Raw genomic sequence first — 18,090 nt, 5'->3', positions numbered from 1 at the left:
GCCTTCAGCAACCAGAATAGGGTCTGGGATCACGCCGCCGCCTTGCGCGCGGCGAACAGCCGGCCGGCGTAGGGACCCAGCAGCCCGCCGCCGCCGGCGCACGCCAGGGCGGCCTCGGCCGCGGAGAGATGCTCTTCCATGGCCGCGCGGGCGCCGGCCAGGCCCAGGCGCGACACGGCCGTGGTCATGGCGGCGTCCTTGCCGACGTCCTTGCCGGCGGCCTCGACCGAGCCCTCGGCGTCGATGATGTCGTCGCGGATCTGGAAGGCCAGGCCCACCCGGCGGGCGAACTCGCCAACCTGTTCGACGGCCGCCGCGTCGGCTCCGCCGATCAGGGCCCCGACCTGGGCGGCGGCGATGATCAGCACGCCGGTCTTCTCGTGGTTCAGCCGGTCGATGGCGGCCATGTCGCGCAGCTGGTCGCGGTCGAGCAGGTCGCGGGCCTGGCCGGCCACCAGGCCCATGAAGCCGACGGCCTCTGCGGCGCGGGCCACGATCTCGGCCCGCAGCTCGCCAGGCAGCGCCTTGTCGGCGGCGATGACGGCATAGGCCTGGTTCAGCAGACCGACGCCCGCGAGGATGGCGGTTGCCTCGTCGAAGGCGCGGTGGATGGTCGGCAGGCCGCGACGCAGGCCGGCGTCGTCCATGGCCGGCAGGTCGTCGAGCACCAGCGAGGCGGCGTGGATCATCTCGAAGGCGCAGGCCGCGTCGAGCGCGGCGCCTTCATTGGCGCCGAAGGCCTCGGCGGCCAGCAGCACCAGCATCGGACGGAAACGCTTGCCCGGGGCCAGCAGCGAATAGCGCACCGCCTCGACCAGGCGATCGGGCGCGGTGCCCGGCGCGGGCGCCAGTTCGGCCAGGCGACGATCGACGCGAGCGCGCAGGGCCTCGACCCGCGTCGGGAGTCCCTGTTGGATTTGTTGCAACGTGCCCTGGTCGTCCATCTCGCGAGTCGCGCCGTACGTAGCCACCCCGTCGCGGGCGATTCATTTGAAGGCGCCCCGCCGCTGCGTCAACCCAAGCGGGTCGCGGTATGCGGGTCTTGACCCGACGCCCGAGGGGCGCGTCCATGGCGGCATGTCCACGCCCCTCCCCGCTCCCGCCGCCCACGCCCGCGAGATCCTGGCCCGCCTGGGCGTCGACCTGTCCGCCGACGGCGGCAGCCCGGTGCGCTCGCCGATCGACGGCCAGGTCCTGGCCCATGTCGCCTTCGACGACGCCAAGGCCATCGAGGCCAAGGTCGCCGGCGCGGCGCGGGCCTTCCGGACCTGGCGCTGCGTTCCGGCCCCGCGCCGGGGCGAACTGGTGCGGCTGTTCGGCGAGGAGCTGCGGGCCGCCAAGGCCGACCTCGCCGCCCTGGTCACTCTCGAGGCTGGCAAGATCGCCTCCGAAGGCGCCGGCGAGGTGCAGGAGATGATCGACATCTGCGACTTCGCCGTCGGCCTGTCGCGACAGCTGCACGGCCTGACCATCGCCTCGGAGCGCCCCGGCCACGCCATGCGCGAGACCTGGCACCCGCTGGGTCCTGTCGCGGTGATCAGCGCCTTCAACTTCCCGGTTGCGGTGTGGGCCTGGAATGCCTGCCTGGCCCTGGTCTGCGGCGATCCGGTGGTCTGGAAGCCGTCGGAGAAGACGCCGCTGACGGCGCTGGCGACCCAGGCCCTGCTGGAACGGGCGTTGGCCCGCTTCGGCGACGAGGCGCCGGCGGACCTGTCGAGCGTAGTGCTGGGCGGCCGCGACGCCGGCGAGCGCCTGGCCCGCGATCCGCGCATCCCTCTCGTCTCGGCGACCGGCTCGACCCGCATGGGCAAGGCCGTCGCCCCGCTGGTGGCCGAGCGCTTCGGCCGCTCGATCCTGGAGCTGGGCGGCAACAACGCCATGATCGTGACGCCCAGCGCCGACCTCTCCCTCGCTTTGCGCGCAATCGTGTTCTCGGCCGCCGGCACGGCGGGCCAGCGCTGCACGTCCCTGCGTCGGCTGATCGTGCACGAGAGCCTGGTCGACAAGGTGAGCGACGCCGTCGCCGCCGCCTTCGAGCGCCTGCCGGCCGGCGATCCGCGCCAGGACGGGGTGCTGCTGGGTCCGTTGATCGACAAGGGGGCCTACGAGGCCTTCGTCCACGCCCTCGACCAGGCCCGGGCCGACGGCGCCGATGTGGCCGGCGGCGAACGGCTGCGCGAGGCCGAAGCGCCGGAAGCCTTCTACGTCCGCCCGGCCGTGGCCCGCCTGCCCGCGCCGACGGCCGGCATGGCCCGCGAGACCTTCGCGCCGCTGCTCTACATCGTGCCCTATTCGGACTTCGACGAGGCGGTGGCGATCCAGAACGACGCGCCCCAGGGCCTGTCGTCCTGCGTGATGACCAACGACGTGCGCGAGGCCGAGGGGTTCCTCAGCCCCTGGGGCAGCGACTGCGGCATCGCCAACGTCAATATCGGCCCGTCTGGCGCGGAGATCGGCGGGGCGTTCGGCGGCGAGAAGGAGACCGGCGGCGGGCGCGAGAGCGGCTCCGACAGCTGGAAGCAGTACATGCGCCGCCAGACCGCCACGGTGAACTATTCCGGCGCCCTGCCCCTGGCCCAGGGGGTGCGGTTCGACCTGTAGGGAGCTTGGCCGTATCAACTCTTGGAGAAGGTGAGAAAATTCACACTCCCAGGTTGTTGCGCGAACTAGCGTGCGCCCGCTCATTCCGAGCCGGAGGCAACGTCATGTCGGCCTATCCCATCGCCATCTACGGCAACGGCCTGTTCCAGGACGGCTATCCCACCCCGCCCGTGCCCTATGCCGAGCAGGCGGCGCAGCTGAACCAGGGCATCACCACCGTGATCCTGTGGTCGATCCACATTCACGACGGCGGCGACCTCTATCTGAACGACACGCTGTTCGTGCAGGACGGCAAGATCCAGTACGCCACCGACGGCAAGAGCGGGGTCAATCCGGACTTCCCCGAGCTGATCAAGGCGCTGATGACCGGCGGCAGCGTGCGCGACCTGATCGTCTCGGTCGGGGCCTGGGGCACCACCAGCGACTTCACCGCCTGGCTGGGCTCGCGCGACGCGGTGAAGACCAACCTGGCGGCGCTGAAGTCGGCCTTCGGGGTCAGCGGCGTCGACTTCGACTACGAGTCCCAGACCGGCTACACCAACGACGAGCAGACCATGATCGTCACCCTGACGCTCGACGTCGGGTCGCTGGGCCTCTACGCCACCTACTGCCCCTACACCGCCACCGACTTCTGGACCGGCGCGCTGAGCGCGGTCTACGCCCAGAACGACCAGTCCCAGATCGTCAAGTGGATGAACCTGCAGTGCTATGCGGGCGGCGCCAGCAACACGCCGAGCGACTGGATCGCGGCCGTGCAGGCAACGCCGAACACGGGCGTGACCAACCCCGGCGCGTTCATCGTGCCGGGCTATGCGGTGGAAGGCGCCGACGGCGGCGATCCCAGCTATATCGAGCAGGCCTTCGCCCAGTCGGCGGGAACCGGCGTCACCGGCGGCTTCCTGTGGAACAGCGGCGGCATCTGGTCGACCGAAGCCTCGAATGGAGGCGAGCCGACCCCAGCCGACTACGCCCAGGCGATCACCGCCGGGCTCGGCGCGACGACGACCGCGCGCGAGCCGGTGGACGCCTGACGCCCTGAAGACCCTCGCCCCGCGGTTCGCCGCGGGGCGAGGTTTGTGGGTCGCGCCGCCGGACGCATCACCCTAGGGTAACCTCGATCCCAACGGAGACGAGGCCCAAAGGAGGCGTTTTAAGGCGTGGAGACTGTCGAGATCGTTCTGGCCCTGCTGGCCGCCGTCGTCCTGAGCGGCGCCGCCGCCCGGTTCCTGCCGCTGGCCGTTCCCGCGCCCCTGGTGCAGATCGGCCTGGGCGCGCTGATCGCCCTGGTCACCAAGACGCCGGTCTCGCTCGATCCGCACCTCTTCTTCCTGCTGTTCCTGCCGCCGCTGCTGTTCCTCGACGGCTGGCGGATCCCCAAGGACGAGTTCTTCAAGGACTTGCCGGTGATCCTGGAGCTGGCCCTGGGCCTGGTGGTGCTGACTGTGGTCGGGGCCGGGTTCCTGATCCACTGGATGATCCCGGCCATGCCGCTGGCCGTGGCCTTCGCCCTGGCCGCGGTGATCTCGCCGACAGATCCGATCGCGGTGTCGGCCATCGCCCAGCGGGTGCCGATCCCCAAGCGGCTGATGCACATCCTGGAGGGGGAGTCGCTGCTGAACGACGCCTCGGGCCTGGTCTGCCTGCGCTTCGCCATCGCCGCGGCCCTGACCGGCAGCTTCGTGCTGCACGAGGCGGTGCTGAACTTCGCCTGGGTGGCCCTGGCCGGCGTGGTCGTCGGCGTGGCCACCACCCTGGTCGTGACCACCCTGAACGCCTGGCTGACTCGCTCGGGCGCCGAGGACGCCGGCCCCCAGACCCTGATCAGCCTGCTGATCCCGTTCGCCGCCTATCTGCTGGCCGAACGGGTGCACGCCTCGGGCATCCTGGCCGCCGTCGCCGCAGGCGTGGCGATGAGCTTCTCGGAAGTCGCCCGCCAGACCGTGGCCGCCACCCGCGTCCGCCGCAACATGGTGTGGGACACCCTGCAGTTCACCGCCAACGGCGTGATCTTCGTGCTGCTGGGCGAGCAACTTCCGTCGATCCTGGCCGGAGCGGTCGAGACCGTGCAGACCACGGGACACCACGAGCCGTGGTGGCTGGCCGTCTATGTGGTCGCCATCACCCTGAGCCTTGGCGCCCTGCGTTTCGCCTGGGTGTGGGGCTCGCTGAAGCTGACCCTGCTGCGCGCCAAGCGTCGCGGCGACGAGCGGTCCAGCCCGGACTGGAAGATCATCGCCGCCACCGCCTGCGCCGGGGCGCGCGGGGCCATCACCCTGGCCGGCGTGCTGACCCTGCCGCTGGTCACCGCCTCGGGCGAGGCCTTCCCCGCTCGGGACCTGGCCATCTTCCTGGCGGCCGGCGTCATCGTGCTGTCGCTGCTGATCTCGGCGACCGCCCTGCCGCTGCTGATGAAGAACCTGCAACTGCCGCCCGACACCGCCAGCCACGAGCAGGCCGAACGCGCCCGCGAGGCCCTGGCCATCGCCGCCGTCCAGGCCGTCGAGCAGATGCAGGCCGCCTCGCCGCACGCCGCCGACGCCGACTTCCAGACGGCCTCGGCCCGGGTGGTCGACATCTATCGCGACCGCCTGGACGGCCTGGCCCAGACCGGCGAAGCGGCCCTGGCCGCTCGTCGCGGGCGCGGCTTTGAGAAGGAGGTGCGGCTGGTGGCCTTGCAGGCCGAACGGCAGGCGCTGCACGGGCTGATCCGCCAGCGAGCGGTCGCCGGCGAGGCGCAGACCAAGCTGATGCGCGAGATCGACCTGGCCGAGGCGCGGTTGAAGGTGTGACCAGGGTGGAGGGGATGTCGCCGCCCGAGGCCACCCTCCTCCCGTAAAATCCCCGCGAAAGCGGGGACCCAGGCTTTTCTGCAACCCACAGCGCTCGACGATAAAACACCTGGGTCCCCGCTTTCGCGGGGATTTTACGGATTTGGGGAACGCCCCCCACCGGCCTTCGGCCGCCTCCCCCAGAGGGGGAGGTTCGCATCGTCAAAGCGGAATGTTGTCGTGCTTCTTGGCGGGGTTGGTCAGCACCTTGCCCTTCAGCGAATGCAGCGCCCGTACGATGCGCTTGCGGGTGCCGTGGGGCATGATGACGTCGTCGACATAGCCGCGAGAGGCGGCCACGAAAGGGTTGGCGAAGCGGTCCTTGTATTCGGCCTCGCGAGCGGCCAGGGCCTGCGGGTCCTTGGCCTCCTGGCGGAAGATGATCTCGACCGCCCCCTTGGCCCCCATCACCGCGATCTCGGCCGTCGGCCAGGCGTAGTTGACGTCGCCGCGCAGGTGCTTGGAGCTCATCACGTCATAGGCCCCGCCATAGGCCTTGCGGGTGATCAGGGTGACCTTGGGCACCGTGGCCTCGGCGTAGGCGAACAGGAGCTTGGCGCCGTGCTTGATCAGGCCGCCGTACTCCTGCTTGGTGCCCGGCATGAAGCCCGGCACGTCGACCAGGGTGACGATCGGGATCTCGAAGGCGTCGCAGAACCGCACGAAGCGAGCGGCTTTCCTGGAGCTGTCGATGTCGAGCACGCCGGCCAGCACCTGCGGCTGGTTGGCGACGATGCCCACGGTCTGCCCGTCCATGCGGGCGAAGCCGCAGACGATATTCCTGGCCCATTCGCTGCTGATCTCGAAGAAGTCGGCCTCGTCGACGATCTTCAGGATCAGTTCCTTCATGTCGTAGGGCTTGCCCGGATCGGTCGGGACCAGGCTGTCGAGGCTGGCCTCCTGGCGGTGCGGGTCGTCGAAGCTGGGACGGATCGGGGCCTTCTCGCGGTTGGACGAGGGCAGGAAGTCGATCAGCCGGCGCACCTGGGTCAGCGCCTCGAGATCGTTCTCGAACGCCCCTTCGGCCACGCCCGACTTGGCCGCATGGACGCGGGCTCCGCCCAGTTCCTCGGCGGTGACCACCTCGTTGGTGACGGTCTTCACCACGTCGGGGCCGGTGACGAACATGTAGCTGGTGTCCTTCACCATGAAGATGAAGTCGGTCATGGCTGGGCTGTAGACGTCGCCGCCGGCGCAGGGGCCCATGATCACGCTGATCTGTGGAATGACGCCCGAAGCCAGGGTGTTTTCGAGGAAGATGTCGGCGTAACCCGCGAGACTGTCGACGCCCTCCTGGATCCGCGCCCCGCCGGCGTCGAACAGGCCGATGATCGGCGCGCCGGCCTTCATCGCCTGGCGCTGGACCTTGACGATCTTGGCCGCGTGCGCCCCCGACAGGCTGCCGCCGAACACCGTGAAGTCCTTGGAGAACACGAACACGACCTTGCCGTTGATCGTGCCCCAGCCGGTCACCACCCCGTCGCCGGCCACCTTCTGCTCGGCCATGCCGAACTCGGTCCCCCGGTGCTCGACGAACATGTCGAACTCCTCGAACGAGTCCTCGTCCAGCAGCAGGTCGATCCGCTCGCGGGCCGTCAGCTTGCCCTTGGCGTGCTGCGCGGCGACGCGGCGCTCGCCGCCTCCGGCGCGGGCCTGCTCACGACGACGATCCAGCTCTTCGAGGATGTGTTGCAAGGTCGTGGGCTCCAAGCAGGGACTGGAACCCAAAGGCGTAAAGAGCCCCGGCGGGGCTGGCAAGGCGCAGCCTTCAGGGGGCCCTGGGTCCGAACAGGATGATGGCCGCGCCGGCCAAGCACACGGCGGCCCCGATCAGGTCCCAGCAGTCGGGACGAACCTGTTCGACCGTCCGCATCCAGACGATGGACGACAGGATGTAGATGCCGCCATAGGCCGCGAAGGCCCGGCCGGCGGCGTCGGCCTCGACCTTGGTCAGCAGCCAGGCGAAGGCGATCAGGGCCAGGACGCCGGGGATGGCCCACAGCGCCGAACGCCCCTGCCGCAGCCAGGTCCAGAAGGCAAAGCAGCCGCCGATCTCGCAGACCGCGGCCAGGATGTAGACGAGGAAGCTCTTCACCGTCGCAAGGCGGCGAACCACCGCTCGAGCGCGGCCGCCTCGATGGCCAGGTTGGCGGCGCGGGTCACGGCCTCGTGGTCGTCGCCCCACTGCTCGGCCTGATAGATCTCGTCGAGGCGGGAGAGATCCAGCGCCTTCTGGCCGGTGACGCGGCCGGCGCGCAGGGCCAGGGCCAGCACCGTGGAGCCCAGCAGGCCGGCGGCGTAGGCCACGCCCGTCAGGCTGAAGTCGTCCAGGGTCAGGGCCAGGGCCTCGACCGTGGCCAGGGTGGCCGGCGGCTGCGGCGCGTGAATGATGCCGGTGACCGGGGTCAGCGCCACGCCGTGCTCGGCCTTGGCCCAGTCGAGCATGGCGCCCCATTCGCGCTCCTGGCGTTCGATCAGGGGCGTGGGGCCATCGGCGCGATAGCACAAGAGGTCCGAGCCGGCGTAGGCGGCGACCTCGCGGGCGACCTCGGCCCGGGTTTCGGCGATGCGGTCGATGGCGGTGAAGGCCAGGCGCGTGGCGGGCATGGCCGTGGAGTCGATGACCTTTTCCTGGGCCTCCCACTCGCCGGCGACGACCTGCGCCAGCGCCAGGGTCGGCAGGGCCAGCGGCTTCTTCTGCGGCGACTTGGGCGTGCGGCCGTCGAGCAGCACCGGATAGGCGCCGTCCTTGGCCTCACCGGCGGTCGCGGCCTTGTAGAAGCGGCGCGGCTTGTCGATCAGGTCGGGCTTGTCGGACACGGGAAAGGCTCATTTCTTGGATAAGGGCGAAGCAAGAGCGTCGCCGCCGCGTTGAATGAGCGATCGCCAACTGGACTGCAAGCCAGACCGCAAGGGAGAGCCGCCTTGAGCCCGCCTTCCAAGGACCTGATGGCCGCCCTGGCCGCCACCCGTTTCGGGATGGGCGCGCGACCGGGCGAGATCGACGCGGCGCGAAGCGATCCCAGGGGTTTCCTTACCGACCAGATCCGCCGCGAAGGCGCCGACCAGCCGCAAGGCGACGGCGACAGCGCCGCAACACGCTTCGCCGCCTTCGCCGACTACCGCATGGAGCGGCGCGCCATGCGCCAGGAGACGCGGGCGATCAAGGGCGAGGACGGCATGAAGCCGATCCCGCTGGTCGACGCCAAGCTCGGCCGCGACGCCCTGCAGCAGGCCCAGAAGGACGCCCAGCGCTATCTGCGCGACAAGACCAGCGACGACTTCCTCTCCCGCGCCCAGCTGGCCTGCGACACCCCGGCGAGCTTTCGCGAGCGCTGGGCGCTGTTCTTCGCCAACCACTTCACGGTGTCGGCCACCAAACAGCAGACGGCGGTGATGATCGGGCCGTTCGAGCGCGAGGCGATCCGGCCCAACGTGTTCGGGCGCTTCGAGGACCTGCTGGTCGCCTCCAGCACCCACCCGGCCATGCTGACCTATCTGGACCAGGCCCAGTCGATCGGCCCGACCAGCCGGGCGGCGGGACGCGGCAACAATCGGCGGGTTGGGCTGAACGAGAACCTGGCCCGCGAGATCCTGGAACTGCACACGGTCGGCGTCGACGGCGGCTACGCCCAGGCCGACGTCACCGAGTTCGCCCGCGCCCTGACCGGCTTCAGCATCGGCCGGGCGCAGGACCCCGACGCCGGCGCCTTCCTGTTCCGCGTCAACGCCCACGAGCCGGGCCAGCGGACCATCCTGGGCGCGCGCTATGTCGAGGACGGCGAGGGCCAGGGGCTGGCGGTGCTGAAGGCGCTGGCCAGCGACCGGCGCACCGCCCGCCACGTCTGCGGCAAGCTCGCCCGCCACTTCGTCGCCGACGATCCGCCGCCGGCCCTGGTCGCGCGGCTGGAGAAGCGCTGGATGGACACCGGCGGGCGGCTGGATGAGGTGGCGCAGGCCTTGATCGAGGCCCCGGAGGCCTGGGATCCGGACGCGGCCAAGATCAAGACGCCCTACGAGTTCGTGGTCTCGACCTGGAGGGCCGTGGGCGGCCGGCCGGAGAAGATCGAGAAGCTGAACCCGATCCTGACCAGCCTGAACCAGAAGCCGTTCACCCCGCCCTCGCCCAAGGGCTGGCCCGAGGAGGCGCAGGCCTGGGCCTCGCCCGACGGGCTGATCAAGCGCATGCAGTGGGCGCAGGGCTTCGCCTCGGCCGTCGCCGACACCCGCGATCCCGACGCCCTGGCGCGCTCGGCCCTGGGGGCGCGATTGAGCGAGCCCACGGCCCGCGCCGTCGCCCGCGCCGAGACGCGCCGCGAAGCCTTCGCCCTGCTGGTGATGAGTCCGGAGTTCCAACGCCGATGACCGCTGCCTCGCCCTCCTCCTCGCGTCGTTCGTTCCTGGCTGCGGCCGCCAGCCTGGGCGTGGCCGTCAGCTTCGTCGGACGACAGGCCCACGCCGCAAGCGGGACCAAGAAGCTGATCGTCGTGGTCTGTCGCGGCGGCATGGACGGGATGTCGGTCGCCCCGCCGGTGGGCGATCCGGACTACGCCGCCCTGCGCGGGGCCATCGCCATCAAGCCGGAAGAGGTGCTGAAGCTGGACGGGACCTTCGGCCTGCATCCGTCGCTGACCGCCGTCCACGCTCTGGCGCTGAAAGGCCAGGCGCGGATCGCCCCGGCCATCGCCACGCCCGACCGCGCCCGTTCGCACTTCGAGGCCCAGGACGTGCTGGAGACCGGCGAGGCCAAGGTCTACGGCGCCGACAGCGGCTGGCTGAACCGCACCTTGCAGGTGATGGGGCCGGGCAGGACCGAGGCCCTGTCGGTGGGCGGCACGGCGCCGCTGATCCTGCGCGGCCCGGTGCAGGCGGCCAGCTGGTCGCCGGGCAAGGGCGTCGACGAGACCGCGCGCCTGCCCACCCTGCTGCAGGACCTCTACAAGGGCGATGCCCTGCTGGGGCCGGCCTTCGCGCGCGGGCTGGAGACCGAGGCCATGGCCCAGGCGGCGATGACGGCCATGGCTCCCGTCCCGACCACCGCCCCTGGGATGGCGCCGGCCATGAACGCCCCCGCCATGAACGCGCCGGGCGGGCGTCCCGCCGACAACCGCCAGGGTCGCGAGGCGGCGCGCAAGCTGGGCTCGACCCTGGCCGGCTTCATGCGCCAGGCCGACGGCCCGCAGATCGCCGCCCTGTCGCTGGACGGCTTCGACACCCACGCCGGCCAGCCCGGCCAGATCGCCACGCGGCTGGCCTATCTGGACGCCGTGCTGGACGGCCTGCACGAGGGACTGGGTCCGGACTGGAAGGACACGGTGGTGGTCGCCGCCACCGAATTTGGCCGCACCGCCCGGGTGAACGGCACCGGCGGCACCGACCACGGCACGGCCTCGACCGCCCTGGTGCTCGGCGGCGGCCTGAAGCCCGGCGGGATCATCGGCGACTGGCCGACGCTGAAGGAAACCGCCCTGTTCGAGAACCGCGACGTGGCCCCGACGCTGGACATGCGCGGCCTGTTCAAGGGCGTGCTGGTGGATCACCTGGGGGTGGATCGGGCGGCGGTGGAGCGCAAGGTGTTCGCGGATAGCGCGGGGGCTAAGGCGGTTACGGGGTTGGTTTAGCGAACCTCCCCCTCTGGGGGAGGCGATCGCGCAGCGATCGGTGGGGGGTGTGGGTGCGGGCTTTCGAATACAGCGAAAGCTGAGAACGGCCCCCCACCGGCCTTCGGCCGCCTCCCCCAGAGGGGGAGGTTCCCTAACCAGGAACCGCGTCGAAGGCCATGGTCAGCCGCCGCGTGTCGCCGGTGAAGGGCACGGTGCCGTGCCACATGTAGGACGGGAACAGCACCAGGGTCCCCGGCGCCGGCTTCACCACGTGCTCGGCCGCCAGCTTCGGCGCCGTGGCGCAGCCGGGCTGGCCGAACTTGATCCAGCCTTCGCGCTTGCTCGCGTCGTCCACGCCCGGCGGCAGGTCGATGTAGAAGGCCGACGATACCCAGCCCTGCGGATGGACGTGGTCGGTGTGAAAGCCGTTGGGCTTGAGGCTGACCGACCAGCCGCCCTGGATGGCGACGGCGCCAGTGCGGCGGACGCGAAGCGGATCGCTCCCCTCCCCGATCTCGGCGGCGTAGCGCTCGACGCTGGCGCGGGCGCTGGCGAAGAAGGCCTGGAACAGCGGCTCGGGCGAGGAATGCAGCGACTGCACCTGGGCGCCGCCGCGCAGCGACTGCTGCAAGGGGTGGGTCTCCAGGTCGTGCAGTTGGCCCAGGCGCGTACGCAGGTCGGCCAGGAAGCTGTCGAGGTCGGGCCAACCCTGCGGCGTCGGCAGGATGTAGGGCCGCACGAAGGAGTCGTAGTCGTAGAGCACGCCGTAGCGGGGATCGCCCAGAATCCGCCAGCCCGTGGCCTGCAAGGCCAGGGCGTGCTGGTCGTAGGGCAAGGCGGCCACCACCGCGCCGGCCGCCGAGGACGCGCCAGCCGCGTCGCCGGCCGCCAGCAGCGCCTCGGCCAGGGCCTTGAGCACGGGAGCGGCGTTCGGCGCTAGGCGGGCGGCCGCCTGGGCGTGGGCCAGGCCCTCGCCGCTGTCGCCCAGCTCGGCGGCGGCGTGAGCGGCGGTCAGCAGCAGGTGGATGTCGCCCGGATGACGGCGCAGACCGCCGCGCAGGGTGTCGAGCGCCTGGGGCAGCTTGCCGGCGAACTCCTCGACCAGGGCCTGGACGTGCAGCAGGCGCGGGTCGGACTGCCCGGCCAGCACGGCCTTCAGCGGCGCGAGCGCGTGGTCGAGATCAGCCGTCCGCATCCAGCGCAGCTGCGCCAGATCCCGGTGGGCGTCGACGAAGGCGGCGCGTCGGGCGATCGCGCCCTCGAAGGCGGCTTCCGCCTCGTCGTAGCGGTGCTGGAACTGGATGGCGCGGGCCAGGACCAGCCAGGCCTCCGGCGCGTCGAGACCCAGGGCCATGGCCTTGCGCACGGCGGCTTCGGCTTCGGCCTGACGGCCAAGATCACCGTTGGTGGCGGCCAGATTGTACCAGGCCAGCCGGTCCTGCGGCGCGGCGCGGGCGGCGCGTTCGTTGAACGGCAGGGCCTCGCCGTGGCGCCCCAGGCCCTTGAGCGCGGCGGCGTGGACGATCAGCAGGCCCGGCATGGCGGTGGCGCGCGCGGCGCCCTCCGCCGTCAGGGCGGCGGCCTGGTCGGCGCGGCCTCGGCCCAGGAGATCCCAGGCCTGCTGAACGAGGTTTTGGTTCATCGCCGCTTGGTTTGGCGCCGGGCGAAGGGGTTCTGCTCGGCCTCGTCCTCGGAGAAGCCGAACTTGGCGAAGCCGGCCTGCATCTCGGGGCTGAGCGGAGCCTCGATGTGCAGCATGCCGGCGCTGGGGTGCGGCAGCAGGATCGAGCGGGCGTGCAGCTGCAGCTTCAGCCCTTCCGACAGCTGGGCCGACTTCTCGTCGCCGTACTTGGGATCGCCCAGGATCGGGTGACCGATGGCCTTCATGTGGGCGCGCAGCTGGTGGGTGCGGCCGGTGTGCGGGCGCAGGGCCATGAAGCTGACGCGCGGGCCAGCGCGGCTGATGGTGACGAACTCGGTCTCGGCCGGCGAGGCGTCCTTGTCCTTCGGGTCGGCGGGCACGACGATCTCGCGGTCGTTGACGCCGCGCTTGGCCAGATGCAGCTCGATGACGCCCTCGGTCGGGTGCGGATTGCCGACGACGATCGCCCAGTAGGTCTTCTGGGCCTTGCGCTTGGCGAAGGCGCCCGAGAGGCGGGCCGCGGCGCTGGGGGTCTTGCCCAGCAGCAGCACGCCGGAGGTGTCGCGGTCGAGGCGGTGCACGAGGCGCGGACGGTTGACGCCCTCGCCCCAGGCGCTGAGCAGCTTGTCGATGTGCTTGGTGGTCTTGGTGCCTCCCTGCACGGCCAGGCCGGCGGGCTTGTTGAGGGCCAGGACGTCCTCGTCCTCGTAGAGCACCAGCGAGCGGGCGTAGGCGATGTCGCGCGCCGACAGCTTGCCCTTGTCGGCCGGATCGGGCGCGTCGGGCAGCGGCGGCACGCGGATCTGGCTGCCGGCCGCCAGCTTGGTGTCGGCCTTGGCGCGCGAGCCGTCGACCCGGACCTGGCCCGAGCGGAACAGCTTGTTGAGCTGGACGTGGTTCAGGTGCGGCCAGCGGCGCTTGAACCAACGGTCGAGGCGGACCCCGTCCTCGCCCCCATCGACGTAGATGGTGCGAACTTCTTTCATGCGAACATCCTGCGGGCGAGATAAAGGCCCGCGAAAAGGGCCGTCACGGCGAACACGACGCTGACGGCGGTATAGGTGAAGGCCGAGCCGTAGGCGCGCTTCTCGATCATGAGCGCGGTCTCCAGCGAGAAGGCCGAAAAGGTGGTGAAGCCCCCGAGGACCCCGGTTCCGAGCAGCACCCGGAAGGTTTCCTGCTGGCCGGCTGAGCGGAAAGCCAGCCAGCCGGTCAGCATTCCCATCAGGAAGCCGCCGACCAGGTTCACGGTCAGGGTGCCCCAGGGCCAGCCCGGTCCGATCCAGCGCAGCGCGGCCGTTCCCACGAGATAGCGGGCGACGGAGCCGGCGGCGCCGCCCACGGCGACGAGAAGCACCTTGGTCATGGGCCCCTTATGCGCCGACAGGCCCTGAACGCCAAGGTGCGAACGCCAAGGCCGGCTTGACCTTGGGTGACAGCCACGCTTAGCGTCGCCGCGTTAACTCTCGCGGAGATGGTATGCGCAAGTTCCTCGCACTGGCCCTGACGCTGTGCGCCACGCCCGTCCTCGCGCAAGGCCCCGTTACGCAAGGCCCCGTCACGCAAGGCGTGGTGGCGCCGAAAGGTTCGGTCCCGCCGCCTCCGCCGCTGACACCGCCCCTGCCCACGCCCGCCAGCCTGACGCCGCTGACCCGGATCCAGACCTACGGCCCGCCGCCTTCGGTGATCCGCTGCGAGGGGCGCGACGTGCGCGTGATCGAGAGCGCGCCGTTCCACCCGGACGTCAATGTCCGCTACGTCGCTTCCGGCGCGAAGCCCTCGTCGGGCGATCAGCCGGCCAGCGCCCTCGTCTTCGCGGTCGACGCCAAGGGCGCGCCGATCGACATCCGCCGGGCTCCGAACGCCCAGGCCGACCAGAACCTGATCGCCAGCTTTGCCCGCTGGCGCTTTGCGCCCGGCCAGGCGGCGGCCGGTTGTCGCCTCGAGGTTCCGCAGACCTTCACGCCCCTGGCCAAGGCGCCGACGGCCATCCTGCTGGAGCACATAGCGACGCGGAAGCGCGAGGCTTCGCCCGTGGTGCGCGCCGCCCTCTCGGCACGCGGCGACTGCGGCAAGGCCCCTCGCCGCGCGCCGGCCCTGATCAGCTATCCCGACCTGCGCCGGTTCGACGACCGCGACTTCGCCGGCGCCTGGGCCGGCGTGCTCTACGACATCGACGCCGAGGGCGAGGTGCGCAACGTGCGGATCGCGGCCCAGGGCGGCGATCCGGTGCTGGCCGACCAGGCCGCCTTCGCGATCGCCGAGTCCCGCTTCCAGTCGGGCAAGCCGGTGAAGGGCTGCTACGGCGTGCAGGCCGCCCGCCCCCGGCCGACCGATGCGCCGCCCCGCACCCCGACCAAGCCGATCACCAAGCCGCAGATCGCCTGCCGCGTCGAGCGCGCGGCCCTGAACCTGTCGCTCGACAAGGCCTATCCCGTCCCGTTCGCCCGCGAGCGGGTCGAGGGCTGGGCGCTGCTGCAGTTCGACATCACGCCCGAGGGCCGGATCTGGCCGATCGAGATCCTGGGCGCCCAGCCAGTCGAGACCTTCGGCCTGGCGGCCCGCAGCATGCTGTACAAGGCCCGCCCCGACCGCTCGATCTGGGGCCAGAAGGGCTGCCTGATCCCGGTCACTTTCGCCATCCCCGACATCGTCGAGGATTAACGCGTCCGGAACCAAGCGGGGCCTTGCCGGGCAAGGCTTTGAAGACAAGGTAAAGACGACCTCAACCCTCTTCCTGCACCGGAGGTTAAGGGCGAGCAGGGCAACCTCTGATCTCCTCCCGCGAATCCCACGGTCCGATGCCCGCCTCCCTGCCTCCCAAGGACGACACGACCGAACGCCTGGCCCTGCCGCCGGCGATGCTGAACCGGCTGGCCAGTTCCGATCTGATCGGTCGCGGCTCGGTCAACGTGATCAGCATCAAGGCCATCCGCCGCTGGGCCGGCGACTGGTGGGAACACAAGCGCACCGACGTCTGGACCTATGTCGAGCGCAAGCTGAACGAACATCTCGACCGCGCCGACCTGCGGGGACGGGTCAGCGAGGACGACTTCCTGATCGCCACCCACAACGACCAGGGCCTGTCGGCCCAGGCCGCCAGCGTCCGCATCCTCGAGGACGTGCTGACCCACCTGCTGGGCGCGGCCGAGCTGCGCGACATCGGCGTGCGCTCGGTGATCGGGGTCGAGGCCGGCGGCGTCGTCTGCCGCACCATCGATCCGTCCGTCGTGCTGGCCGCCCGCGCGCGCCGCGACTCCGAACGCTCGCCGTTCCGCACGGACATGGACGTCAGCGACGAGATGCGCCGCACGCCCGTGGCCTTCACCACCAGCGGCGGGGCGGCCCTGCGGGTCGACTTCGCGCTGGAGCACGTGATCGGCCTGCGCCGCAACGTCACCACCGCCATTCGGGTCGAGCCGATCGTCACCCACCTGGGCACCGGCCGCTCGATCAGCGGACGGGCGATCACCAAGCTGGCCGACAAGGACATCGCCTTCATCGACGAGGCGACGCTGCGCTACGGCGCGGCCTTCGCCAAGGCCGCTCAAGGCAACGAGCGCCCCGACCTGGTGCTGCCGGCCTCGTTCCGCACCCTGGGCACCCAGCGCGGCCGCGACCTGCTGACCGGCACCTCGGGCCTGTCGCTGGCCCTGCTGCGCGGCGGGGTGATGATCGAGCTGGTGGACGTCACCCGCGGCACGCCCGCCGGCCGTCTGCTGGAAGTGGTCGGCCTGCTGAAGGCCCTGACCCGCGGCGTCGTCGCCCGCGTGCCGCCGGACAAGGAAGCCTTCAAGCACCTGCGCGACGCCCGCCTGGCGGGGCTGACCCTGGACGCCTGCGACCTGAGCGGACCGGCCGAAAAGATCGCCGCCGACATCATGGCCTTTGGTCGCGAGGCCCGCGGCCTGGCGCCGATGGTTTCGCTGCAGGGCCTGCCGGCGGAAGGCTATTTCGCCGCCGCCGAGACCGCCGGCCTCAGTCACGCCTCGCTGCGCGCGGCCCACCCCTACGCGGCGCGCGTGGCGGCCTGATCCGTTTTCCGCCCCCCCTGCGAAAGCGGGGTACGGATATGAGTGGGTTCAGACCCGGCCCATGCCCTTGCCGATGGTGTTGACCACGCTCTGGGCGTCGTAGGCCTCGCCCGGCGGGCGCGGGCCCTTGCCGAACACGACTTCCAGCGTGGTGCTGAGCGCCGGGCCGGGACCGAGGTTGAAGCTGGTGCCAAGGCCCAGGCCGACGCCGGAGCGGCGGCCATAGCTGCCCGAACCGGCGCCGACCGAGAAGGTCGGACCGCCCCCTCCCCCCGTCGACTGGGTGATGCGGTCGGCGACGCGGAACCAGCTGTAGCCGTCGGCCAGGGCCAGCTCGGCCGCCCGCAGCAGGGCGTAGTCGGTGACCTGGCCGGCCGGCGCGCCGGGGCCGCCGCGGAAGGTCACGCGATAGCGCCCCTCCTCCATCTTGTACTGGGCGAAGCCGACGTCGGTGGCGGCGGCCTGCGGCCGGTAGACGGTGGGCTTGGCGGTGGCGCAGGCCCCCAGGACCAGGGCGCTGGCGGCGAGGACGCAGACGAGGCGGGCGGACTTCATGGCGTTTCTCCCTTGCCTCTCAAACGGCTCGGCCAAGTTCAGCGTTCCGGAAGCGCCAAGTCCAGCTTTTCCAGCACGGCCTTCATGTCGTCGGGGATCTCCGCCTCGATCCGTCGTTCGCCGCCTTCGGGGTGCGGGAACACCAGCCGCGCGGCGTGCAGCATCAGCCGAGGCACCGGCGCGCCGGCCAGCATCAGCGCCCCGCCGTAGCGGCTGTCGCCGGCGATAGGCCGGCCGATCGAGGCCATGTGGACGCGCAGTTGGTGCATGCGGCCGGTGTCGGGGGAAAGCTCGACAAGCGCGGCCTGGGCGTTGGCGGCCAGGGTGCGATAGCGGCTGCGGGCGTTTTCCGCGTCGGGATGGTCGTCCTCGCAGACCCGCATATAGGCCTCGCGGCCGATGGACTCGCGGCGCAGGGCCTTGTCGATCTGGCCGCCGCGCGGCTCGGGCGCGCCGGGCGCGACGATGGCCAGATAGGTCTTGCGGAAGCGTTTGCCCATCAACGCCTTGCCGAGGAACGTCGCCGCCGGCTTGGTGCGAGCGGTGAGGATCACGCCCGAGGTGTCGCGGTCCAGGCGATGGATCAGGCGCGGACGCGGCCGGTCGCGGCGGGCCAGCGCCCACAGCAGGTCGTCCAGCGTGTGGGCCTTGATGCGGCCGCCCTGGCTGGAGAGACCGGCGGGCTTGTTGAGCACGAAGATGCTGTCGTCCTCGTGGATCACCAGCGAGCGCGTGAAGGCGATCTCGTCCGGCGTCAGCTCTATCGGGCTATCGGAGGCCTTGGGCTTGGGCGCGGCGGGCGGACGGCGGGGCGGCTTGGACATCGG

General features: G+C 71.2%; 16 protein-coding genes. 7 read left to right on the top strand and 9 right to left on the bottom strand.

Annotation, left to right across the window (positions count from 1 at the left end; translation table 11 throughout):
- Positions 1 to 29: 29 nt before the first annotated feature.
- Positions 30 to 926, bottom strand: a complete 897-nt coding sequence (locus AC07NG_RS01925) for a polyprenyl synthetase family protein (RefSeq protein WP_492857147.1) — start codon at positions 924 to 926, stop codon at positions 30 to 32.
- A gap of 151 nt (positions 927 to 1,077) precedes the next feature.
- Here AC07NG_RS01925 and amaB point away from each other — a divergent pair, with 151 nt between their 5' ends.
- The 3 genes from amaB (at position 1,078) to AC07NG_RS01910 (ending at position 5,390) form a co-directional block, all read left to right on the top strand.
- Positions 1,078 to 2,601, top strand: coding sequence for an L-piperidine-6-carboxylate dehydrogenase (amaB, locus tag AC07NG_RS01920; protein WP_494591802.1), 1,524 nt, complete (start codon positions 1,078 to 1,080; stop codon positions 2,599 to 2,601).
- Positions 2,602 to 2,705: 104 nt separating this feature from the next.
- On the top strand, positions 2,706 to 3,632 hold the full coding sequence (locus AC07NG_RS01915; protein WP_494591800.1) for a hypothetical protein: 927 nt from the start codon (positions 2,706 to 2,708) through the stop codon (positions 3,630 to 3,632).
- 126 nt (positions 3,633 to 3,758) lie between these two features.
- Complete coding sequence (locus AC07NG_RS01910; protein ID WP_494591799.1) at positions 3,759 to 5,390, top strand: Na+/H+ antiporter; 1,632 nt, start codon at positions 3,759 to 3,761, stop codon at positions 5,388 to 5,390.
- A gap of 201 nt (positions 5,391 to 5,591) precedes the next feature.
- Here AC07NG_RS01910 and AC07NG_RS01905 read toward each other — a convergent pair whose 3' ends face one another.
- From AC07NG_RS01905 to AC07NG_RS01895, 3 genes are all read right to left on the bottom strand, one after another.
- Positions 5,592 to 7,124: an acyl-CoA carboxylase subunit beta gene (locus tag AC07NG_RS01905; protein WP_494591797.1), complete on the bottom strand. Its 1,533-nt coding sequence runs from the start codon at positions 7,122 to 7,124 to the stop codon at positions 5,592 to 5,594.
- Positions 7,125 to 7,197: 73 nt separating this feature from the next.
- Positions 7,198 to 7,524 carry a YnfA family protein gene (locus AC07NG_RS01900; RefSeq protein WP_494591838.1) on the bottom strand — a complete coding sequence of 109 codons (327 nt, stop codon included), beginning with the start codon at positions 7,522 to 7,524 and terminating at the stop codon, positions 7,198 to 7,200.
- Positions 7,521 to 8,249, bottom strand: a complete 729-nt coding sequence (locus AC07NG_RS01895) for an ATP12 family chaperone protein (protein WP_494591795.1) — start codon at positions 8,247 to 8,249, stop codon at positions 7,521 to 7,523. Before AC07NG_RS01895 ends, AC07NG_RS01900 begins: the two co-directional genes overlap by 4 nt.
- Before the next feature lie 105 nt (positions 8,250 to 8,354).
- On the opposite strand from AC07NG_RS01895, the gene AC07NG_RS01890 reads away from it, so the two are divergent.
- Positions 8,355 to 9,794, top strand: coding sequence for a DUF1800 domain-containing protein (locus tag AC07NG_RS01890; RefSeq protein WP_494591793.1), 1,440 nt, complete (start codon positions 8,355 to 8,357; stop codon positions 9,792 to 9,794).
- The gene (locus AC07NG_RS01885; RefSeq protein ID WP_494591792.1) at positions 9,791 to 11,050 is read left to right on the top strand and encodes a DUF1501 domain-containing protein; all 1,260 of its coding nucleotides are present in this window, start codon (positions 9,791 to 9,793) and stop codon (positions 11,048 to 11,050) included. Before AC07NG_RS01890 ends, AC07NG_RS01885 begins: the two co-directional genes overlap by 4 nt.
- 133 nt (positions 11,051 to 11,183) lie before the next feature.
- Here AC07NG_RS01885 and AC07NG_RS01880 read toward each other — a convergent pair whose 3' ends face one another.
- From AC07NG_RS01880 to crcB, 3 genes are read right to left on the bottom strand one after another with little or no spacing between them, the layout of a single operon-like run.
- Entirely contained in the window at positions 11,184 to 12,674 is a 1,491-nt protein-coding gene (locus tag AC07NG_RS01880; RefSeq protein ID WP_494591790.1) for a 2OG-Fe(II) oxygenase family protein, read from the bottom strand.
- Positions 12,671 to 13,660, bottom strand: a complete 990-nt coding sequence (locus AC07NG_RS01875) for an RluA family pseudouridine synthase (RefSeq protein WP_110118191.1) — start codon at positions 13,658 to 13,660, stop codon at positions 12,671 to 12,673. Before AC07NG_RS01875 ends, AC07NG_RS01880 begins: the two co-directional genes overlap by 4 nt.
- Complete coding sequence (gene crcB / locus AC07NG_RS01870) at positions 13,657 to 14,040, bottom strand: fluoride efflux transporter CrcB (RefSeq protein ID WP_110118190.1); 384 nt, start codon at positions 14,038 to 14,040, stop codon at positions 13,657 to 13,659. The genes AC07NG_RS01875 and crcB overlap by 4 nt, the downstream gene beginning before the upstream one ends.
- A gap of 113 nt (positions 14,041 to 14,153) precedes the next feature.
- Here crcB and AC07NG_RS01865 point away from each other — a divergent pair, with 113 nt between their 5' ends.
- Both AC07NG_RS01865 and AC07NG_RS01860 read left to right on the top strand, forming a co-directional pair.
- Complete coding sequence (locus AC07NG_RS01865) at positions 14,154 to 15,338, top strand: hypothetical protein (RefSeq protein ID WP_494591787.1); 1,185 nt, start codon at positions 14,154 to 14,156, stop codon at positions 15,336 to 15,338.
- 137 nt (positions 15,339 to 15,475) lie between these two features.
- Positions 15,476 to 16,708, top strand: coding sequence for a hypothetical protein (locus tag AC07NG_RS01860; protein WP_492857427.1), 1,233 nt, complete (start codon positions 15,476 to 15,478; stop codon positions 16,706 to 16,708).
- Between the two features lie 48 nt (positions 16,709 to 16,756).
- Here the strand turns inward: AC07NG_RS01860 and AC07NG_RS01855 are convergent, their stop codons facing one another.
- A complete protein-coding gene (locus AC07NG_RS01855; RefSeq protein ID WP_487289630.1) occupies positions 16,757 to 17,263 on the bottom strand; it encodes a CC0125/CC1285 family lipoprotein in 507 nt (168 codons plus the stop codon).
- A gap of 38 nt (positions 17,264 to 17,301) precedes the next feature.
- Positions 17,302 to 18,087 carry an RluA family pseudouridine synthase gene (locus tag AC07NG_RS01850; protein WP_494591784.1) on the bottom strand — a complete coding sequence of 262 codons (786 nt, stop codon included), beginning with the start codon at positions 18,085 to 18,087 and terminating at the stop codon, positions 17,302 to 17,304.
- Between the last annotated feature and the right edge of the window lie 3 nt (positions 18,088 to 18,090).

The sequence above is a fragment of the Caulobacter sp. GW821-FHT10C03 genome, from assembly GCF_059415485.1.
The sequence above is the reverse complement of the archived record's forward strand: the minus strand, read 5'-3'. Positions and strand labels throughout refer to the sequence as shown.